We start from the raw sequence: 18,862 nt of genomic DNA on the forward strand, positions 1-18,862 counted from the left end.
TTCCACTATGCTTAAATGGATTACAGCCGGCGTCATGTTTACCGTAGCCCTAGCTGCCTGCTCACCCAATAATGTTACCGTTGATAACAGCCTGAAAAAATATTTCGACCAAAATAAAGTTACCGGCTGCTTTGGCCTTTTCGATAATGGACAGGGACATTTTACCATTTACAACCTGCCCCGGTTCAGCGACAGTGTATATACCCCCGCTTCTACCTTCAAGATCGTGAACTCCCTTATTGGTTTGGAAGAAGGAATTGTGGGAGATACCAACACCATTATAAAATGGGACAGCGTTAACCGCCGACGTACCGAGTGCAACCGCGATATGACCATGTGGGATGCCTTCCGCATTTCCTGTCCACCATGGTACCAGCAACTGGCCCGCCGCATTGGCCAACCCAAAATGCAACACTGGTTAGATACCCTGGGGTATGCACGCCGCTATGATACATTCAAATTAAAAAACAACCTCGATACCTTCTGGCTCGACAACTCGGCCAAAGTAACCGCCGATGAAGAATTAGGACTGGTAAAGAAATTATATTTCGACCAGCTGCCTTTTCAAAAGAGATCGCAACGCATTGTACGCAGCATGATGCTGTGGGAAAGCAACTCCAATTACAAACTGAGTTATAAAACCGGTTGGAACACTACACCCCAGGGCAACCAGATCGGCTGGATCGTTGGCTGGATAGAAGAAAACAAACACCCCTACTTTTTTGCCCTGCAGGTAGAATCACCCGACCCCAATGTAGATTTCAAATCTATCAGGGTAAACCTGTTGAAACAGATCCTGAAAGAATACGGTTTCTTTGAAGGCAAAAAGTAGCACCCCTACACAATAAATTATTAGGTATAAGCCCTCCTGATGCATCGGGAGGGCTTTCTTTTTAGCCAACACGTTACATTTGTTGATTATACGATGTATTTTAACTAAATAAATAGCGCGTAAGTACTTAATTTGTAATAATTAGTAATTTGGTTTAATTGTTGCATTCCTGATTTAACATTTTCAAATTTCACATTACCTGTGTTTCGTTTTCAACATACCGAATACCTGATAGCCCTGGCCACCATCCCCTTATTGGTAGCATTGTATTTTCAGTTGATGCGCTGGAAAAAGAATACTATCAAAAAAATAGGAGATCTCAACCTGGTACAGGCGCTTATTGCCAATTACTCGCCCACTAATTTTTTACTGAAATTCCTGTTCTTCGCCGTGGCGCTGGCCGCTGTAATTGCAGCAGCAGCCAATTTGCAAAAGCCAGGTGCTCTGGATAATGTACAACGCAAAGGGGTAGATGTAGTAGTAGCCATCGATGTCAGTAAAAGCATGCTGGCCGAAGATATAAAACCCAATCGCCTCGAAAGGGCCCGTCAACTCGTGTATAAACTGATGGACCAGTTACCCAACGACCGGGTAGGCCTGGTACTGTTTGCCGGCAGGGCCTATTTGCAAATGCCTTTAACCACCGATCATGGTGCAGCCCGGATGTACATTCAACAGGCTGGTCCCGAAGTAGTGCCTACCCAGGGTACTGTGATCTCAGAAGCACTACGCGCCAGTAATTCGGCTTTTAATAGCAAGGAAAGAAAGTTTAAATCAATAGTATTGATCACCGATGGGGAAGACCACGACCCCCAGGCTGTTCCCCTGGCACAACAACTGGCTCAGGATGGTGTAATGATCAATACTATTGGTATTGGTTCAGCAGAAGGTGCTCCCATTATGGACCCTGCCACCAATGAATATAAAAAAGATGCAGCCGGCAATACCGTTGTTTCTAAATTAAATGAAACCGAATTACAACAACTGGCCGGTGTTACCAAAGGCGTTTATGTGAAACTGGACGATGTGGATGCCGCAGTAAACACCATCACCAGACAATTAGGCACTATTGAATCAAATATCCTGGACGATAATTCATTCAGGGATTATAAAAGTTATTTTCAATGGTTCCTGGCCATTGCCCTTTTATTATTGTTGTTGGAATTCTTTTTACCTGAACGGAAATTAAAAGCCGCTTGAAAAAATTACTCTATATATCGTTGATATTGCTGCCCGTACTGGTAAAAGCGCAGGATGAAAATGCTGCCATCCGGGAAGGGAATAAATTGTATCACAAACGGCAGTTTGAAAAGGCAATGCCTGCTTATCAAAAAGCGGTAGAACAGAACCCGAAGAATGTAACCGCCCGCTACAACCTGGCTAATGCCCGTTTCCGCACCGGCAATATGCCCGATGCAGAAAAATCGTACGATGAACTGATTGATAATACCACTGAAAATAAATACCGGGAAAAAGGCTTTTACAATAAGGGCGTATCCTTAACAAAACAACAAAAGCTGCAGGAAAGCATCGATGCCTACAAGAATGCGTTGAAACTCGATCCCACAGATGAAGACGCCCGCTTCAACCTGCAAAAAGCCCTGACAGAGCAGAAAAAGCAAAACCAATCGCAGCAGCAGCAGCAAAAACAACAGCAGCAAAAACAACAAAAACAAAAGCCCGAGAACAATAAGCTCGATAAAAAGAAGATCGAGCAATACCTCAAATCGCTTGAACAAAAAGAACAGGATGTTCAGCGAAAAATGCAGCAAAACCGCGCCCGCTCGGTAACACAACCTGAAAAAGACTGGTAGAGTGAGTGGTGAGTAGTGAGTAGTGAGTGGGCGCGCGACATTTGGAATTGCTTTGCTATCTTAGATCTCCCAAATTTTTCTGCCCTCTGCCCTCTGCCCTCTGCCCTCTGCCTCTGCCCTCTGCCCTCTGCCCTCTGCCCTCTGCCCTCTGCCATTGCCTCCCCTTCCTTTCCATTTGGTTAATTCTTTCCCGTTTCACGTTTGCCGGCTCACGATTTCGTAATTTTGCAGTCCATTTGCCCGTAATTAACTGGCAATCACCTTAAATCTGAATTTATACAATGCAGCTTTACTGCGACTCATTGACGGAATATAAACGCCTGGCAACCCGTGAAGTACGAATTGGCGACCTGCTGTTGGGCAACTTCAACGCTATCCGTGTGCAAACCATGACCACCACTGATACTATGGATACCATCGCTACGGTAGAGCAAAGTATCCGTTGTATAGAGGCCGGTGCCGAAATGGTGCGCATTACAGCCCCCAGCAAAAAAGAAGCGGAAAACTTACTCAATATAAAGAACGAGCTGCATAAAAGAGGGTATAATACCCCACTGATAGCCGATATTCACTTCACCCCCAATGCCGCTGAAATAGCAGCCCGCATCATTGAAAAAGTTAGGGTGAACCCGGGCAACTACGTTGACAAAAAGAAATTCGAACAAATAGATTATACCGATCTGGAATACGCCGAGGAGATCGATCGTATTCGCGACCGCTTTACGCCCCTGGTGAAGATCTGTAAAGAATATGGTACTGCCATGCGCATCGGTACCAACCACGGTTCACTCAGCGATCGTATCATGAGCCGGTATGGCGATACCCCCATGGGCATGGTAGAAAGCGCGATGGAGTTCCTGCGTATTGCCCGCAATGAAAGTTATCATAACATTATTCTCAGTATGAAATCCAGCAATCCCCAGGTAATGGTTCAGGCGTACCGGTTGCTGGTAAACGTAATGATGGATGAGTTTGGCGAATGTTATCCTTTACACCTGGGTGTAACAGAAGCCGGTGACGGGGAAGACGGAAGAATAAAATCAGCCATTGGAATTGGCACCCTGCTCGAAGATGGATTGGGCGATACCATTCGTGTATCCTTAACAGAAGACCCCGAATTTGAAATTCCCGTTTGCCGCGACCTGGTTAAACGCTACACGTCCCGACAGGAAGCAATTGGCAATAAAGAATCAGGAATTTCAGCAATCCCCAAAATACCTTATTCTCCTTTCGAATATACAAGACGACACACCAACACCGTATCGAATATCGGCGGTAAACACGTACCCGTAGTGGTGGCCGACTTTATGAAAGCCGCTACCATTCGCCATGAAGACTTACAGGCCATTGGCTATACCTATAACACCGAAACGGATAAATTCACCATTGCCGATGCAGCAGCAGATTACCTGTATACCGGTAAAAAAGTGCTGGATTTTGCATTACCCGGTACGCTGAAGGTAATTTGCGATCATTCTACCTGGTTAAAGGCACCGGACAAAGAGAAATATTATCCGTTATTTCAATCGACCGAATACCTGAAAAGCACCGATTATTCAGGTACGCTGAACTTTGTAGCAGTAGATGTGAACGAACCTGCTTCACAGGAACTGTTACAGGAAATTCGCGAGGATTACACCGTAGTGTTGTGTTTATATTCATCCAACCCACACGCCATGCCATCGGTAAGGCGTTACGTTATTGATCTGATGAACCAGGGCATTACGTGTCCTGTTATTTTATCGGTTGAAAGTAATGAAACTACTATCGATGAACAGCTGATCCATTTTTCAACCGATAGCGGCGCTTTGCTGCTGGATGGAATGGGCGACGGCATTTGGCTGATGAATGAACCGGAAAGGATCCGGAACCAGAAAGTGAGTGGCCGTACTTACCTGGAAACAAAGAACAATCCCCAGTTCATCAACAACACCTCATTCTCCATTTTACAGGCCACCCGTACCCGCATTTCTAAAACCGAATATATTTCCTGCCCTTCCTGCGGACGTACCCTCTTCGACCTGCAGGAAACCACTGCAAAGATCCGTTCGGTAACCCATCACCTGAAAGGCGTTAAGATCGCCATTATGGGTTGCATTGTAAATGGTCCAGGCGAAATGGCCGATGCCGATTTTGGTTATGTAGGCAGTGGGGTAGGCAAGATCACTTTGTACAAAGGAAAAGAAGTTGTAAAACGCAATGTTGACAGCGCCATTGCTGTGGAAGAATTGATTAATTTGTTGAAGGAAAACAACGCGTGGGTGGAGAAGACAGCTTAAAGCCTAAAGGCTAAAGCTAAAAGCAAAGCCAACATAGTAATTGGCTTTCACCTTTTGGCTTTTACCTTTCACCTGGTACTTAATGACCCAAATACAAAACTTTCAACGGAGTTGAATAGGATCGATAGACTACATGCCATTCTAACCCACCTGCAAAGTAAAAAAAGAGTTACGGCGCAGGAGGTGGCCGATCGCTTTAACATCAGTTTACGTACCGTGTACCGCGATGTTAAAGCATTGGAAGAAAGCGGCGTGCCGGTGATCGGCGAAGCAGGAAGTGGCTATACCATTATGGAAGGGTATCGCCTTCCACCGGTTATGTTCACGCAGGAAGAAGCCTCTGCCCTGTTGTTAGGCTCTAAACTCACCGAGCACCTGACCGACGAATCGATAAAAAAGCATTTCAACGCGGCCCTATACAAAATAAAAGCAGTGCTCCGTACTTCCGACAAAGAGCACATGGACCAGCTGAATGACAACATTGCGGTTTTGTCGCGTTTGCCGGCCGATGATTCAGCAGGCCGCCACCTCACCGAACTGCAAAAAGCGCTGGGCGATAAAAAAGAGATCCGCATCCGTTACCAGTCGGGCGAAGATGCCGTAACGGAGCGAAGCCTGGAACCCATCGGTCTGTGTCATTATGGCCAGGCCTGGCACCTCATCGGCTGGTGCAAACTGCGCAATGGCTACCGCGATTTCAGGGTGAGCCGCATACAACAATTGCAAATACTCGATCATACTTTTGACCCGGAATCACACCCTTCCCTACGGGAATACCTGCAAACCATGATCAATCATTCCGAACTGCAGGAAGTATGTGTCCGGTTCAACCGCACGGCGGCCCGCCACATCGGTAATCAAAAATATTATTATGGCTATGTGCGGGAAGAAGTGAAAGACGATCATGTGCTTATGTATTATGTCACCTCTTCGCTGGAGTATTTCGGTCGCTGGCTGCTGATGTATACCCATCACGTATCCATTGAATCGCCCGAGGCCCTGAATAATGTGATGAAAGATCTTACCGAGGAGATCCGCCTGCACTACCTGCCGGTTGAGCAATAGTCCGTCCATTCTTATCAAGCTAAAATAATGTCAACTTTTTTGTAGGTCCTACTGACATACTGTTGTCACATAGTGCGTGTTACTTTGAGGTAACAACCTTCACACATAAATATTATTCAGATGATACGCACTATTCATGACTTTCTCGACCGCTGGAAAGAAGAAACCGAAGCCACTTTAAACATCTTCCGCAATTTAACCGATGAATCGCTGCACGTTGCTATTCCCGGTGGGCGCACCCTGGGACGACTTGCCAATCATATTGTTGAAACAGTAACTGAAATGCCGCACAACCTGGGATTGCCGATAAGAGAAGAAAGCGTTTCTTATAATACTGTTCAGGAACTGGTAACACATTATAAAAAATACGCTGACCAACTGGTAGCTGCTCTTATCAGCTATTGGACCGATGAAACACTGGATGAAGAACAAAACATGTATGGCGCTACGTGGAAAAATGGTTTCTCGCTCTGGGTATTGATCACCCACCAGGCTCACCACCGTGGCCAAATGACGGTGCTGATGCGCATGGCCGGGTTAAAAGTTCCAGGGGTGTATGGCCCAAGCAGGGAAGAATGGGTAGCCTGGGGAAAGGAAGCGTTGGCGTAGCCTTCTTTCTTCATACCTCATACTTCTTACTTCATATCTCTTTTTTCCTGTTTCGGGCAAAACATGTCCAATTGAACCATTCCCAATCGTTATAATACAGTGCAGCGTGGTTATTCATTCACTTTAAAAGTAATTTGTATGCATATAAAAACTTATCCGCCTTTAACGGTATTAAGCACTATACATCAAACTACCATTTCTCAATTACATGAGTTTGGTCCGGTTATGGCCGAACTCTATGCAGAAGCAGGCCGTAAAAGTATTATCAATGGTCCGCTGCATTGGATCTATTATGGAATGGATGGAAATGCCAACACCAGGTTTACGCTTGAAATAGCTGTCCCGATCAGGAAAGCATTTCATTCATCCAGATTCCAGGTAAAGGAGCTTGATTTTTTCAAGGCCATCACTTTCCCGCATGAAGGCCCCTGGGAACAATTGCCCGGCAGTCATGCACAAATTATGGAACGGCTGGCCGAACACGATATACCGATTACCAACGAGTGCCGGGAAGTGTTCTTAAACATAAATTTCGCAGAACCTGAAAAGAATATGACCGAGATCCAGATTGGGGTATCGCCAGGAAAAACACAAAACCGGCCAGGCGCCCAAAAGCGGCTCCTGCCGGTTTATATCTGATCGTTATAACCGTGTCACGATTTGGAACCGTGACACGGTTACTTTATGCCAATATATTCGTTCCCCCTTCAATCTGCGTCACATATACATCGGGCGTTATTTTGAACAGCCCGTTAAATGCAGCCTGGATCTTTTGCGTAAAGGTATCTACCGCATCAGTCTGCACAATATTAATAGTACAGCCACCAAAACCACCACCCATCATACGGGCACCGGCCACACCGGAAATATGCTGGGCACATTCAGCGAGAAAATCCAACTCGGTACAGCTCACTGCATATTTTTTACTCAGTCCTTCATGCGTGGCATACATCAGTTTACCAAAAGTGGTCAGGTCGTTTTGTTTTAACGCATCACAACCTCTAAGCAATCTTTCTTTCTCATATACTATAAATGAGCAACGATCGAACACTACGGGTGGTAACTCGTCCTGGTGTTGCAGTAATTGCGCAGGTTCTACGTCCCGTAATGATTTAATTTCCGGATAATGCTTTTGTAAAATAGCAACCCCCTCTTCACATTGCTGGCGGCGCACATTGTATTCACTGCCGGCTAGTGAATGGCTCACCATACTATTTACCAGTACGATCTTGTACTCAGGAAAATCAAAAGGAATGTATTCATACTCCAGGCTGCGGCAATCAAGCTTCATCACATGCCCTTTTTTTCCATGTAAACTGGCAAACTGGTCCATAATACCACACTTCACCCCAACAAACGTGTGTTCGGTTTTTTGACCAATGAAAGCGAGGTCCATCCGGCTCAGTCCCAGCTTAAATAATTCATTTAGTGCAAAACCATAAGCAGAACATAAGGCAGCAGAAGAGCTCATGCCGGCGCCTACGGGAATATCGCCATCGATCACCAGGTCAACCCCGCCGATCTTTTTTCCCTGCTGCTGAATATGATAGCTTACGCCCAGCAAATAATTCATCCAACCTTTTTGCGGGCCTGTTATATCTAAAGAAAATGAATATGACTCGTTGAATTGACTGGCAAAAACATTTACCGTATTGGTTTCATTGGGAGCAATGGCAACGTAGATCCTTTTATCCACTGCGCCGGGTAATACAAACCCATAGTTGTAGTCGGTGTGTTCACCAATGAGGTTTACTCTGCCCGGGGCGCCAATGACCAGTGGTTCTTTATTAAATCGCCCGCGAAAAGCCTGTTGTATTTTTTGAATCATGCTACTATATCGTTAGATGAATTAATTTTAAAAAATTTTCCGTAGTACCTAAATTGATTCCTATGAGTTTTAGCGTTTCCCGTGTTACTGAAAACGGGTTATCATTGGTTAAGCTGCAAGATAAGGCAACAAATACAATCATTACTGTTCTACCTGAATATGGCGCGCTGTTGCACAGCTTTCAAATTCCTGTAAATGGCCAACACCTTAATATTATCGACAACTACTCCAGCCACGAACAAGTGCAGCAGGAATTGGCCGTTTCCTTTAAAAGCAGCAAGCTATCACCTTTTGTTTGCCGGGTGCGCGATGGAAAATACACGCTTGAAGAAGAAGATTTCGAGTTTGCCAACAAATTTACCGATGGCAATGCCATCCATGGCCTGCTCTACAACAAACCATTTAAGGTAATAAATGAATTTGCCGACGATAGCAAGGCCAGTGTAACGCTCCGGTATCAATTTAAACGGGAAGACCCCGGTTATCCCTACGAATACAATTGTGAAGTACGGTACACCTTGTTACCCCGCAGCATTTTGCAGCTGGAAACCATTGTGCTAAACCTCGATAGCCTGTCGATACCCCTGGCAGACGGCTGGCATCCTTATTTTTCATTGGGCGGCCCTGTCGATAATTATGAGCTGCAGGTAAGCACGGAGACCATGGTTGAGTTCGACGAAAAATTAATACCTACGGGAACCCTCGTTCCCGAAAAAACGCTGATGGAAGGAATACTTATCGGCGATCGCCAGTTCGACAATTGTTTTGTTGTGAAACCGGTTGCCCAAAGACCTGCAGCCGTGCTATACAATCCTGCTAATGCGGTGTATGTTACCATTTTTCCCAATAGCCTGTATCCGTATATCCAGATCTATACCCCACCACACCGCCAAAGCATAGCTGTTGAAAACCTAAGTGCAGCACCCGATTGTTATAATAATGGCATGGGCCTGCAGCTGCTAACACCCAGCCGCTCACAAACTTTTACGGTTTGGTACCAGGCGGGAGTGGCTGAAAACGATTAACTTGCCTTTAAATAAGCTGTAAATGAAGAAGTTTTTCAAATATTTCCTGACCGTAGCGATCTGTGTTTTTTTTGTTAGTTGCTATGAAGTGAATGAGGAGATCGAGATCAAATCCGATGGCACCGGTACTTATGTTCAAAAAATGGATATGGGTCAACTGATAGATATGATGCAAACCTTTGCTGGTGAAGAAGAATTAAAAAAAGAAGGGCTCGACAGAGTGGTTGACACAACCATTTACTGGAAAAGCATGGTAGACACCGCTAAAGATATGCCCGCCGATCAAAAAGAGTTGCTGAAAGATGGTAAAATGAAACTCCAGATGAATATCAAGGAAAAGGTATTCAAAATGGATCTGAATTTTCCATATAAAAACCTGAACAGCCTGCAGCAGTTGATGAGTGGAAAAGCTACCAGCAGCCAGGGGTTAACCAATGCTTTCAAAAGCATGTTTGGCAAAGGTGATGATCAGGCAGCACCACCCACCCCTAACGGACCAGATATGGGCGACTTTGCCGCCATTTACGATGTTACCATTAAAAACGGTTCCATTGAAAAAAAGGTAAACGAGGCAAAATACAAAGCGCTCACTGAACGTCCCGAAATGGCACAATTGAAACAGTTGACCAGTACCGGCATGGAGATCCTGTATACCACTACCATTAAATTACCCCGTCCTGTAAAGTTATCCAGCAACCAGGATCTCATTAAGTTATCTGACGACAAAAAAACAGTGACCATGAAATACAATTTGCTTGAGTTGTTGGAGAACCCATCGAAATTTGCTTATACCATTACCTACTAAGCAAACGGTATAACATTGTATTAATAAGCATTTTTAACTAGGTTTGAGGTTTAGGAAATAATATGCAAACTGATTTTCTTGTTATAGGCTCCGGTATTGCCGGATTGACTTTTGCACTAAAGGCAGCACAACGTTTCCCTGATAAAAAAGTATTGGTCATTACCAAAACACAGGCAGATGAGACCAATACCAAATACGCCCAGGGGGGTATTGCCGGTGTATGGGATTTTGAAAAAGACAGCTTCGATAAACATATTGAAGACACCCTTATTGCCGGCGATGGCCTGTGCAATAAACAGGTGGTTGAAATTGTGGTAAAGGAAGGGGTTGACCGCATTCAGGAATTGATTGACTGGGGCGCTCAATTCGATAAAGAGTCTGATGGCGATTATAAACTCGGTAAAGAAGGCGGTCACAGCGAATTTCGCATCCTTCACCATAAAGATGTAACGGGCCGCGAAATGGAACGGGCCATGTTGGAAGCAGCCCAAAACCAGTCCAACATAGAGATCGTAAAACACTGCTATGTAGTGGACCTGCTTACCCAACACCACCTGGGTTACCTGGTTACTAAATCTACCCCTCATATTGAATGTTATGGGGTGTATGTGTTGAACCTGAAAACAAACCAGATGGAAAAGATCCTGGCCAATATAACTGTTTTGGCCAGTGGCGGTAACGGACAGGTTTATCGCTCAACCACCAACCCAGGCATTGCAACCGGCGATGGCATTGCCATGGTGTATCGCGCCAAGGGTCGTATCGAGAATATGGAGTTCATCCAGTTTCACCCTACTGCCCTGTATGAACCGGGTGCACGCGGACAATCATTTTTGATCTCCGAAGCGGTACGGGGCGATGGTGGTATTTTACGCAATAAGAACGGCGAAGCCTTTATGGAACGCTATGATCCGCGTAAAGACCTGGCTCCCCGCGATATTGTAGCCCGCGCCATAGATAGTGAAATGAAGATCACCGGTACCGAACATGTGTACCTCGACGTTACTCATATCCCCACCGATAAATTCATTGAGCATTTCCCTAACATTTATGAGAAATGCCAGTCAATTGGCATCGATGTAGCTACCCAGTATATACCCGTGTCACCTGCAGCACACTATAGCTGTGGTGGCATCAAAACCGATGAATGGGGACGCACCTCTATAAAAAACTTATACGCAGCCGGCGAATGCGCCAGTACCGGTTTACACGGTGCCAACCGGCTTGCCAGTAACTCGTTGCTGGAAGCAATGGTATTTGCCCATCGTTGTTTTGTAGATGCGGCAGAAAAAATTAAAACGATCGAAAGATCAACAGAAGCGGAGTTAATTCCTGACTGGAAAGCCACCGGCACTACCCAGCCAAAAGAAATGATCCTTATTACCCAAAGTTTAAAAGAGCTGCAACAGGTAATGAGTGATTATGTAGGGATAGTGCGCACCAACATCAGGTTGGAACGGGCGGCCAAACGCCTCGATCTGTTGTGGGAAGAAACAGAAGCCCTGTATCAAACCACCGCCTTATCGCCCCAGCTTTGCGAACTGCGTAATATGATCACCGTAGGGTACCTGATCGTGAAATGCGCCGCCTTCCGCAAAGAAAGCCGTGGATTGCATTTCAATACCGACTATCCGTACAAGAGTACGCTGGTACAGAATATTGTTTTATAATGATGTCAACAATGAACAATCTGCAAGGCATGATCTTCGCGGCCGGCCTGGGTACCCGGTTCAAACCCTGGACCGACAAACACCCCAAGGCATTGGCAGTAGTACATGGTAAAAGTTTGTTGCAGCACAATGTTGAGTACCTGCAACAATACGGCATTACCAATGTGGTAGTGAATGTGCATCATTTTGCCGACCAGATTGTCGATGCTATTGAAAAAAACAATGGCTGGGGCAGCCACATCACCATCAGCGACGAAACTGATGAAGTACTGGAAACAGGTGGTGGCCTCAAAAAGGCAGCGCCCCTGTTCACTGCCGATACTATTGTTGTGATCAATGTAGATATATTAACGAATCTGGACCTGGGTAAACTCATTGCCTTTCACCGGCAAACAAACCCGGTTTCAACACTGGCAGTAACCAACAGAACCACCTCCCGGTATTTTTTATTCGATGAAGCCAGCACCCTGTGCGGTTGGCGCAATATAAAAACCGGTGAGGAAAAAATAGCCCGTACAAACGCCACCTGCCTACCCAAAGCATTCAGTGGCATACATGTGATCAGTAAACAATTGTTTTCATTGATATCGCAGGAAGGAAAATTCTCTATGGTAGATGTATACCTCGATCTGGCCAGAACCCAAACTATAAAAGGGTTCGATCACAGCGGATCGCGATTTATTGATGTAGGCAAACCCGATTCGGTGGCAGAAGCGGAATTGTTATTCAGTAAATAGCAAAGCAATCGTTTGCGCTGCGCCCGCCGACTTCGTGCTGCCGAAGCTTTAGCGTAGGCGGGTAGCATCATATTATATTAAAAAATCATTACCCCGCTCCGCCACCGGTTCAATACAGTATCTTTATTCTTTAGATATTGAACATGAGTAAAATCCCATTCGCAGCCTTTTTAATTTCATTAGTTAGTGCCTCTGTAGCAATTGCACAACCAACTCCCTATAATGCCAATACGCATGAACGGGTTACCCTTTCCAATGGATGGCATTTAACACCGGTTGGCCGGTCATTACCACTGGGCGATCTGCCATTGAACCTGGTTGTATCACCTTCCAAAAAATACCTGGCAGTTACCAACAACGGTCAAAGCGTGCAATCCATACAACTCATCGATGCCAAGACCGATCAGGTATTGCACAGCGAAATAATTCCCAAAAGCTGGTATGGGTTGAAGTTTTCTGCCGATGAAAAATTCCTGTATGCTTCCGGCGGAAACGACAACTGGATCCTGCAATATGCCATCACCGATAAAAAGCTGGTGGCTGCCGACAGCATCAGGCTGGGCGACAAATGGCCCGTTAAAATCGCGCCTGCCGGCATTGAACTGGATGATGCAAAGAAATTGATGTACGTAGTAACGCGGGAAAATAACAGCCTGTACATTGTTGACCTGGCCGCAAAAAAAGTAGTACAACGGATACAATTATCCGCTGAAGCCTATACCTGCCAGTTATCGCCCAATAAAAACGAACTGTACGTCTCCCTGTGGGGCGGCGACAAAGTAATGGTGTTCAATACCGCCAGCAAAACAATCACCGATTCCATTGCAGTAGGCGACAATCCCAATGAGATCTGTCTTACCAAAAATGGCAAAAGACTGTATGTTGCCAATGCCAACGACAACTCGGTTTCAGTGATAGATGTGGCACAACGTAAAGTAATTGAAACGTTCAATACAGCTTTATACCCCAATGCGCCCAATGGTTCTACCACCAATGGACTGGCATTAAGCGCCAATGAAAAAACATTGTACATCGCCAATGCCGATAATAACTGCCTGGCCGTATTCGATGTAAGCAAACCGGTAGCCAGTTCATCAAAAGGATTTATTCCTACCGGCTGGTACCCTACAAGTGTAAAGGTGATCGGCAAAAAAATATATGTAGCCAACGGCAAAGGTTTTTCTTCCCTGGCCAACCCCGATGGGCCCAAGCCGGTTAAAACCCAGGAAGAAGTAAATTATCAACAGGGCGATAGCAAAAAGCCCACTGCCGTACAATACATTGCCGGTTTGTTCAAAGGCACGTTGAGCATTATCGACGAGCCGTCTGAACAACAAATGAGCAGCTATTCAAAAATGGTGTACGACAATACGCCTTACAACAAAGAAAAAGAACTGCAAACACAGGGTGAACCAGGCAATCCCATTCCCATGAAAATAGGCGATGCCTCCCCTATTAAATACGTGTTTTATGTGATCAAGGAAAACCGCACGTACGACCAGGTGCTGGGCGATATCACTACCGGCAATGGCGATCCCAAACTGGTTTTGTTTGGCGAAAAGATCACGCCGAACCTGCATGCCATCGCCAAAGAGTTTGTACTGCTGGATAATTTTTATGTTGATGGCGAAGTAAGCGCCGATGGTCATAACTGGACCATGGGCGGCTATGCTACCGACTACCTCGAAAAAACATGGCCCACCAGCTATGGCGGCCGCGGTGGTACTTACTCGGCTGAAGGCAACCGGGAGATTGCCAACAATAAAAAAGGCTTTTTCTGGGACCATTGCAACCGGGCCGGTGTAAGCTATCGTACTTATGGCGAGTTTGCCGATAACTATAAACCCAACATCCCGGTTTTAAAAGATCACTTCTGTGCTTCTTATACCGGCTGGGACCTGGCTACCCGCGATACCGTTCGCTTTTACCAGTGGAAAAGAGATTTCGATTCCCTGTTGGCCAATAATCAACTGCCGCATTTCAACTCAGTTCGTTTTGGGAACGACCATACCGAAGGTTTACGTAAAGGCCGGCCAACGCCTTATGCGCACGTGGCCGATAACGACCTGGCCGTAGGTATGTTTATAGAATACCTGAGCCAAAGCCCCATTTGGAAAGAATGCGCCGTGTTTGTAATTGAAGACGATGCTCAAAATGGTGCCGACCATGTGGATGCGCACCGCAGCACAGCTTATGTTGCCGGTGGCCTGGTAAAACGCCGCTATGTTGATCATACCATGTATTCCACTACCTCTATGCTTCGCACTATGGAACTGATCCTGGGCATTCCGCCAATGAGCCAGTACGATGCGGCAGCTACGCCTATGTTCCGTTGTTTTACCCCCACTGCTGATTTAACTCTGTTCAAATCACTGTCTTCCAACATTGACCTGAACGAGAAAAACGTGGCCCAGAATAAATGGCAGCAACGGTCTGAAGCGTTCAACCTGAAAAAAGAAGATGCCGTGCCCGATCTGGAATTCAACATTGTATTATGGCACGGCCTCAAAGGCGATAACATTCCCTTCCCTGGTCCCAAACGGGCAGCTTTTGTAAAGCTGAACAAGGAAGCTGACGGCGACGACGATTAAGCATTTATTCAGATATGAAGTAGAAAGGGCCCGGGTGTATTCCCGGGCCCTTTCTGTATTGTCTTTGGGGAAAATTTATGCGGTATTATGCACCCGGCCAGCAGTTATTAGTTTACTTTTACCGACCTAATAACACTATGCAATCAATAATCGACGGAATCAATAAGCTCTACAGCGAGTGGAGCGGCGCTGCCTGTGAACGTATAGAAATTCTACCTCAATCCGGCTCAGACAGGCGTTATTTTCGTATCCATGCCCCAAAAGGGACTGCCATAGCCACCCATGGCCATAACATTCCAGAAAATGAAACCTTCCTGTATTTCTCCCAACATTTTTATAACCAACAGCTTCCGGTTCCGGAGATCTATGCGCTGGGAGATGATAAGACCATTTACCTGCAGCAGGACTTTGGCGATGTTTCTTTGTTGAACCGCCTCGAAGCAGAAGGCTTTACCGATAACATATATGATCTTTTTAAAAAGAGCCTGCACCAACTGGCCCTGTTACAGATAAAAGGCCACGAGGGGCTCGATTATACCCGCTGCCTTACCAACCAGGAATTTGGCAAACAGGCTATTATGGCCGACCTGCTGTACTTCAAATATTATTTCCTGGATGCGTTGCGTAAACCATACGACAAGCAAAAACTGATCGATGATTTTGAAGCGTTGAGCACTTACCTCACGCATACAGAATATAAATACTTTATGTTCCGCGACTTTCAAAGCCGCAACATTCTGGTATCGTCTGATGATACGGTACACTTTATCGATTACCAGGGTGGTATGCAGGGTGCTCCGCAGTACGATGTAGCCAGTATCATCTGGCAGGCACGCGCCAACCTCCCCGATGACTGGAAGGACCGCCTGCTGAACGATTACATCAACTCTTTTGAACACATAGTAAATGAGCAGGTTAACCGCGACCTGTTCAAAAGCCAGTACAATGGGTATGTGCTCATCAGACTGTTACAGGTGCTGGGGGCTTATGGCTTCCGGGGGTTGTTTGAACGCAAAGCACAATTCCTGACCAGTATTCCACAAGCCCTCAAAAATTTGCGCTCGTTCATCAACGACCAAAGTCTGGGTATTGCCGTACCGGAATTCAGCAAAGTGTTACAGCTGTGTGTAAGTGATGAGATCATCGACCGGTTCACCCCATTAATTGCAGATGATGAAACGCCGCTGGTAGTGAAGGTGCACAGTTTTTCCTTCAAAAAAGGCATTCCCGGAGATCCATCCGGCAACGGTGGCGGCTATGTATTTGACTGCCGCGGTATTTTAAATCCGGGCCGCATAGACCAATTCAAATCACAAACTGGTCGCGATAAAGGGGTTAAGGATTACCTGGAACAACAAACCCGCATGACGGAGTTCCTGAACAGCGTGTTCGACATTGTCGACATCTCGGTGGAAGATTATATTCGTCGTGGTTTTGACAGCCTTAGTGTAAGTTTTGGCTGTACGGGTGGCCAGCACCGCAGCGTGTATGCAGCCGATGCCCTGGCCCGTCACCTGCGCAACAAGTTCAAGGTTAAAGTTGAGTTGAAACATGTGGAGCAGGAAGCAAAGAACTGGGTAAACGGGGAAAAGAAAGCATAAAGATTCACGCTCAAACAAAATGCCCATTACAGACGTTAACTGTATTTGTCTTAAGCTTTTAGCTTTAGGCTTACACCTGTAATTGTATCTTTGCAGCCCATGTATTATCTAGTTTACGGTTTATTGTACCTGGTGTCGTTGTTACCCCTGCGTGTATTATATCTCTTGTCAGATGGCCTTTATTTGTTTGTATACCGCATTTTTGGTTATCGCCGCCAGGTGGTTATGGAGAACCTGCAATTGGTGTTTCCTGAAAAAACGTTGGCTGAACGCAAAAAGATCGCCAGCAAATTCTACCATAATTTTATCGATACTTTCATCGAGACCATTAAAATGGTGTCGGCCAGTGACAGCTATATAAAAAAACGGGTAAGTGGAAATTGGGAAGTGTTGAACGACCTGCATAAAACCGGGCGCAGTTGTCAGGTGCACCTGGGCCACACTTTTAATTGGGAATGGGCTAACCTCGCCTGCGCTAAAGAAGTTAATTATACTTTCCTGGGAGTGTATATGCCCATTAAAAATCAGGCGTTTGATCGCCTGTTCAAAAAGATCCGCTCAAAATCCGGTTCCGTTTTAATACCTGCTACAGAAATGCGCAAGTCTATGATGCACTGGCGCCACGAGCAATACTGCATTGGACTGGTGGCCGATCAGGCGCCATCAAATCCGGATAAATGTTTTTGGCTGAGCTTTTTCGGAAAGATCACGCCATTTGTCAATGGCCCCGAAACCGGCGCACATGCCGGTAATATTCCGGTTGTATTCGCCAATATAGAAAAGCCACGCCGTGGTTATTACAAAGTTGTATTAACGCTGGCTGAAGACCAACCCGCCTCCCTGCCCAAGGGACAACTTACTTTACGGTATGCCCGGTACCTTGAAAATGTTATCAGGCAACAACCCGATATGTGGCTGTGGAGCCACCGCCGCTGGAAACGCGAATGGAAAGAAGAATACAACAAATTGGTAGTTCATGATTAAGATCAGTTTTTTCAACTACAATTCGTTGCTGAATTAATAAAAAATTCACGTTGCAAAGTTTTAAGTACTAACGTTCATCAGGAAGAAACAGCATAACTCTTAATCCTGATCAATTTCTGTTTAGGGTTATAACAGTAACAATAACGAATAGGGTAAATGAGCAGATTTAACATTGCAGGATAAAAATGAATATATTAATTTTGGTTAAGGTCCCGGAAAAGCAGAGCTGGGCCTGATTAGTCAGTGCACAATTGAATCTTACCAGTATCCCATCAATAGCAACTACAGGAATTCTTGCCCTACCCTTTTCCTCACATTAAACCCTTAACCATTATGCTTAAGACTAATGCAAGCGTGGCTGTTGTAAATGACCACATTCTGCTACGCAACGGACTTGCCAATCTAATCCGGGGCCTCGAAACCTACGCTATTCTTTTTGAGGCCAACAATGGAAAAGATTTTATCAAACAATTACAACCCAGGTACTTACAGGAAGTTGTTGTACAAGACATCACCATGCCGGAAAGAGATGGTTACGAAACAGCCCTTTGGCTAAAACGTAATTATCCCGGTATCAAGATCCTTGCCTTATCGCAGTACGATAACGAGCATTCGATCATCAGGATGATGAGAAACGGCAGTAAAGGTTATATATTGAAAGATATTGACCCCCTGCAGTTTCGACGGGTGCTCGATTCGCTTTTGCGAAAAGGTTTTTTTTACTCAGAGTTGATCACCGGTAAACTCATTCATGCTGTTAGTCAATTAGATGAATCTGATGAAGCACTAAAAAGCATTGTTTCACTGAACGCACGTGAAATTGATTTTCTGAAATTCGTTTGCTCGGAAATGACCTATAAGGAAATAGCAGAAAAAATGTTCCTTAGCGCCCGCACTATCGACGGCTATCGCGACGCTTTATTTGAAAAGTTGAATGTTAAAAGCAGGGTAGGCCTGGTATTATTTGCCATCAAGAATAATATTGTACACGTATAGCTTCAGACAAATCAGTTATGTTAGTC

At 45.4% G+C, this 18,862-nt stretch carries 16 protein-coding genes; 15 read left to right on the plus strand and 1 reads right to left on the minus strand.

The features are described from left to right. Positions 1-7: 7 nt before the first annotated feature. The 7 genes from BMX95_RS01950 (at position 8) to BMX95_RS01980 (ending at position 7,238) form a co-directional block, all read left to right on the plus strand. Positions 8-832 carry a penicillin-binding transpeptidase domain-containing protein gene (locus tag BMX95_RS01950; RefSeq protein ID WP_081199142.1) on the plus strand — a complete coding sequence of 275 codons (825 nt, stop codon included), beginning with the start codon at positions 8-10 and terminating at the stop codon, positions 830-832. Between the two features lie 201 nt (positions 833-1,033). Then, entirely contained in the window at positions 1,034-2,032 is a 999-nt protein-coding gene (locus BMX95_RS01955) for a VWA domain-containing protein (RefSeq protein WP_081199140.1), read from the plus strand. After that, positions 2,029-2,646 carry a tetratricopeptide repeat protein gene (locus BMX95_RS01960; RefSeq protein ID WP_081199138.1) on the plus strand — a complete coding sequence of 206 codons (618 nt, stop codon included), beginning with the start codon at positions 2,029-2,031 and terminating at the stop codon, positions 2,644-2,646. The genes BMX95_RS01955 and BMX95_RS01960 overlap by 4 nt, the downstream gene beginning before the upstream one ends. A gap of 281 nt (positions 2,647-2,927) precedes the next feature. Further along, positions 2,928-4,925 carry a (E)-4-hydroxy-3-methylbut-2-enyl-diphosphate synthase gene (gene ispG, locus BMX95_RS01965; protein ID WP_081199136.1) on the plus strand — a complete coding sequence of 666 codons (1,998 nt, stop codon included), beginning with the start codon at positions 2,928-2,930 and terminating at the stop codon, positions 4,923-4,925. Between the two features lie 111 nt (positions 4,926-5,036). After that, positions 5,037-5,990 (plus strand): helix-turn-helix transcriptional regulator, encoded by a 954-nt coding sequence (locus BMX95_RS01970; protein WP_133053891.1) that lies wholly within the window; start codon positions 5,037-5,039, stop codon positions 5,988-5,990. A gap of 120 nt (positions 5,991-6,110) precedes the next feature. After that, positions 6,111-6,599, plus strand: coding sequence for a DinB family protein (locus tag BMX95_RS01975; protein ID WP_081199133.1), 489 nt, complete (start codon positions 6,111-6,113; stop codon positions 6,597-6,599). Between the two features lie 138 nt (positions 6,600-6,737). Beyond that, complete coding sequence (locus BMX95_RS01980; protein WP_081199132.1) at positions 6,738-7,238, plus strand: GyrI-like domain-containing protein; 501 nt, start codon at positions 6,738-6,740, stop codon at positions 7,236-7,238. 43 nt (positions 7,239-7,281) lie between these two features. On the opposite strand, the gene galK is transcribed toward BMX95_RS01980, so the two are convergent. Continuing rightward, positions 7,282-8,427 (minus strand): galactokinase, encoded by a 1,146-nt coding sequence (gene galK / locus BMX95_RS01985; protein WP_081199130.1) that lies wholly within the window; start codon positions 8,425-8,427, stop codon positions 7,282-7,284. Between the two features lie 62 nt (positions 8,428-8,489). Between galK and BMX95_RS01990 the strand changes: the two genes are divergently transcribed. The 8 genes from BMX95_RS01990 (at position 8,490) to BMX95_RS02025 (ending at position 18,836) form a co-directional block, all read left to right on the plus strand. After that, positions 8,490-9,452, plus strand: coding sequence for an aldose 1-epimerase (locus BMX95_RS01990; RefSeq protein ID WP_081199128.1), 963 nt, complete (start codon positions 8,490-8,492; stop codon positions 9,450-9,452). Between the two features lie 22 nt (positions 9,453-9,474). Further along, positions 9,475-10,257 (plus strand): hypothetical protein, encoded by a 783-nt coding sequence (locus BMX95_RS01995; RefSeq protein WP_081199126.1) that lies wholly within the window; start codon positions 9,475-9,477, stop codon positions 10,255-10,257. 62 nt (positions 10,258-10,319) lie between these two features. Continuing rightward, positions 10,320-11,927: an L-aspartate oxidase gene (nadB, locus tag BMX95_RS02000; protein ID WP_081199124.1), complete on the plus strand. Its 1,608-nt coding sequence runs from the start codon at positions 10,320-10,322 to the stop codon at positions 11,925-11,927. Positions 11,928-11,938: 11 nt separating this feature from the next. After that, complete coding sequence (locus BMX95_RS02005; RefSeq protein WP_081199122.1) at positions 11,939-12,664, plus strand: nucleotidyltransferase family protein; 726 nt, start codon at positions 11,939-11,941, stop codon at positions 12,662-12,664. 143 nt (positions 12,665-12,807) lie between these two features. Further along, positions 12,808-15,255 (plus strand): bifunctional YncE family protein/alkaline phosphatase family protein, encoded by a 2,448-nt coding sequence (locus BMX95_RS02010; protein WP_081199120.1) that lies wholly within the window; start codon positions 12,808-12,810, stop codon positions 15,253-15,255. 137 nt (positions 15,256-15,392) lie between these two features. Further along, positions 15,393-16,856, plus strand: a complete 1,464-nt coding sequence (locus BMX95_RS02015; protein ID WP_081199118.1) for a RapZ C-terminal domain-containing protein — start codon at positions 15,393-15,395, stop codon at positions 16,854-16,856. Between the two features lie 99 nt (positions 16,857-16,955). Beyond that, positions 16,956-17,840 (plus strand): lysophospholipid acyltransferase family protein, encoded by an 885-nt coding sequence (locus tag BMX95_RS02020; RefSeq protein WP_081199116.1) that lies wholly within the window; start codon positions 16,956-16,958, stop codon positions 17,838-17,840. A 333-nt stretch (positions 17,841-18,173) separates the two neighbouring features. Next, a complete protein-coding gene (locus tag BMX95_RS02025) occupies positions 18,174-18,836 on the plus strand; it encodes a response regulator transcription factor (RefSeq protein WP_081199114.1) in 663 nt (220 codons plus the stop codon). The last annotated feature ends 26 nt before the right edge of the window (positions 18,837-18,862 follow it).

Source organism: Niastella yeongjuensis (assembly GCF_900110245.1).
In the GTDB taxonomy this organism is placed as follows: Bacteria; Bacteroidota; Bacteroidia; order Chitinophagales; family Chitinophagaceae; genus Niastella; species Niastella yeongjuensis.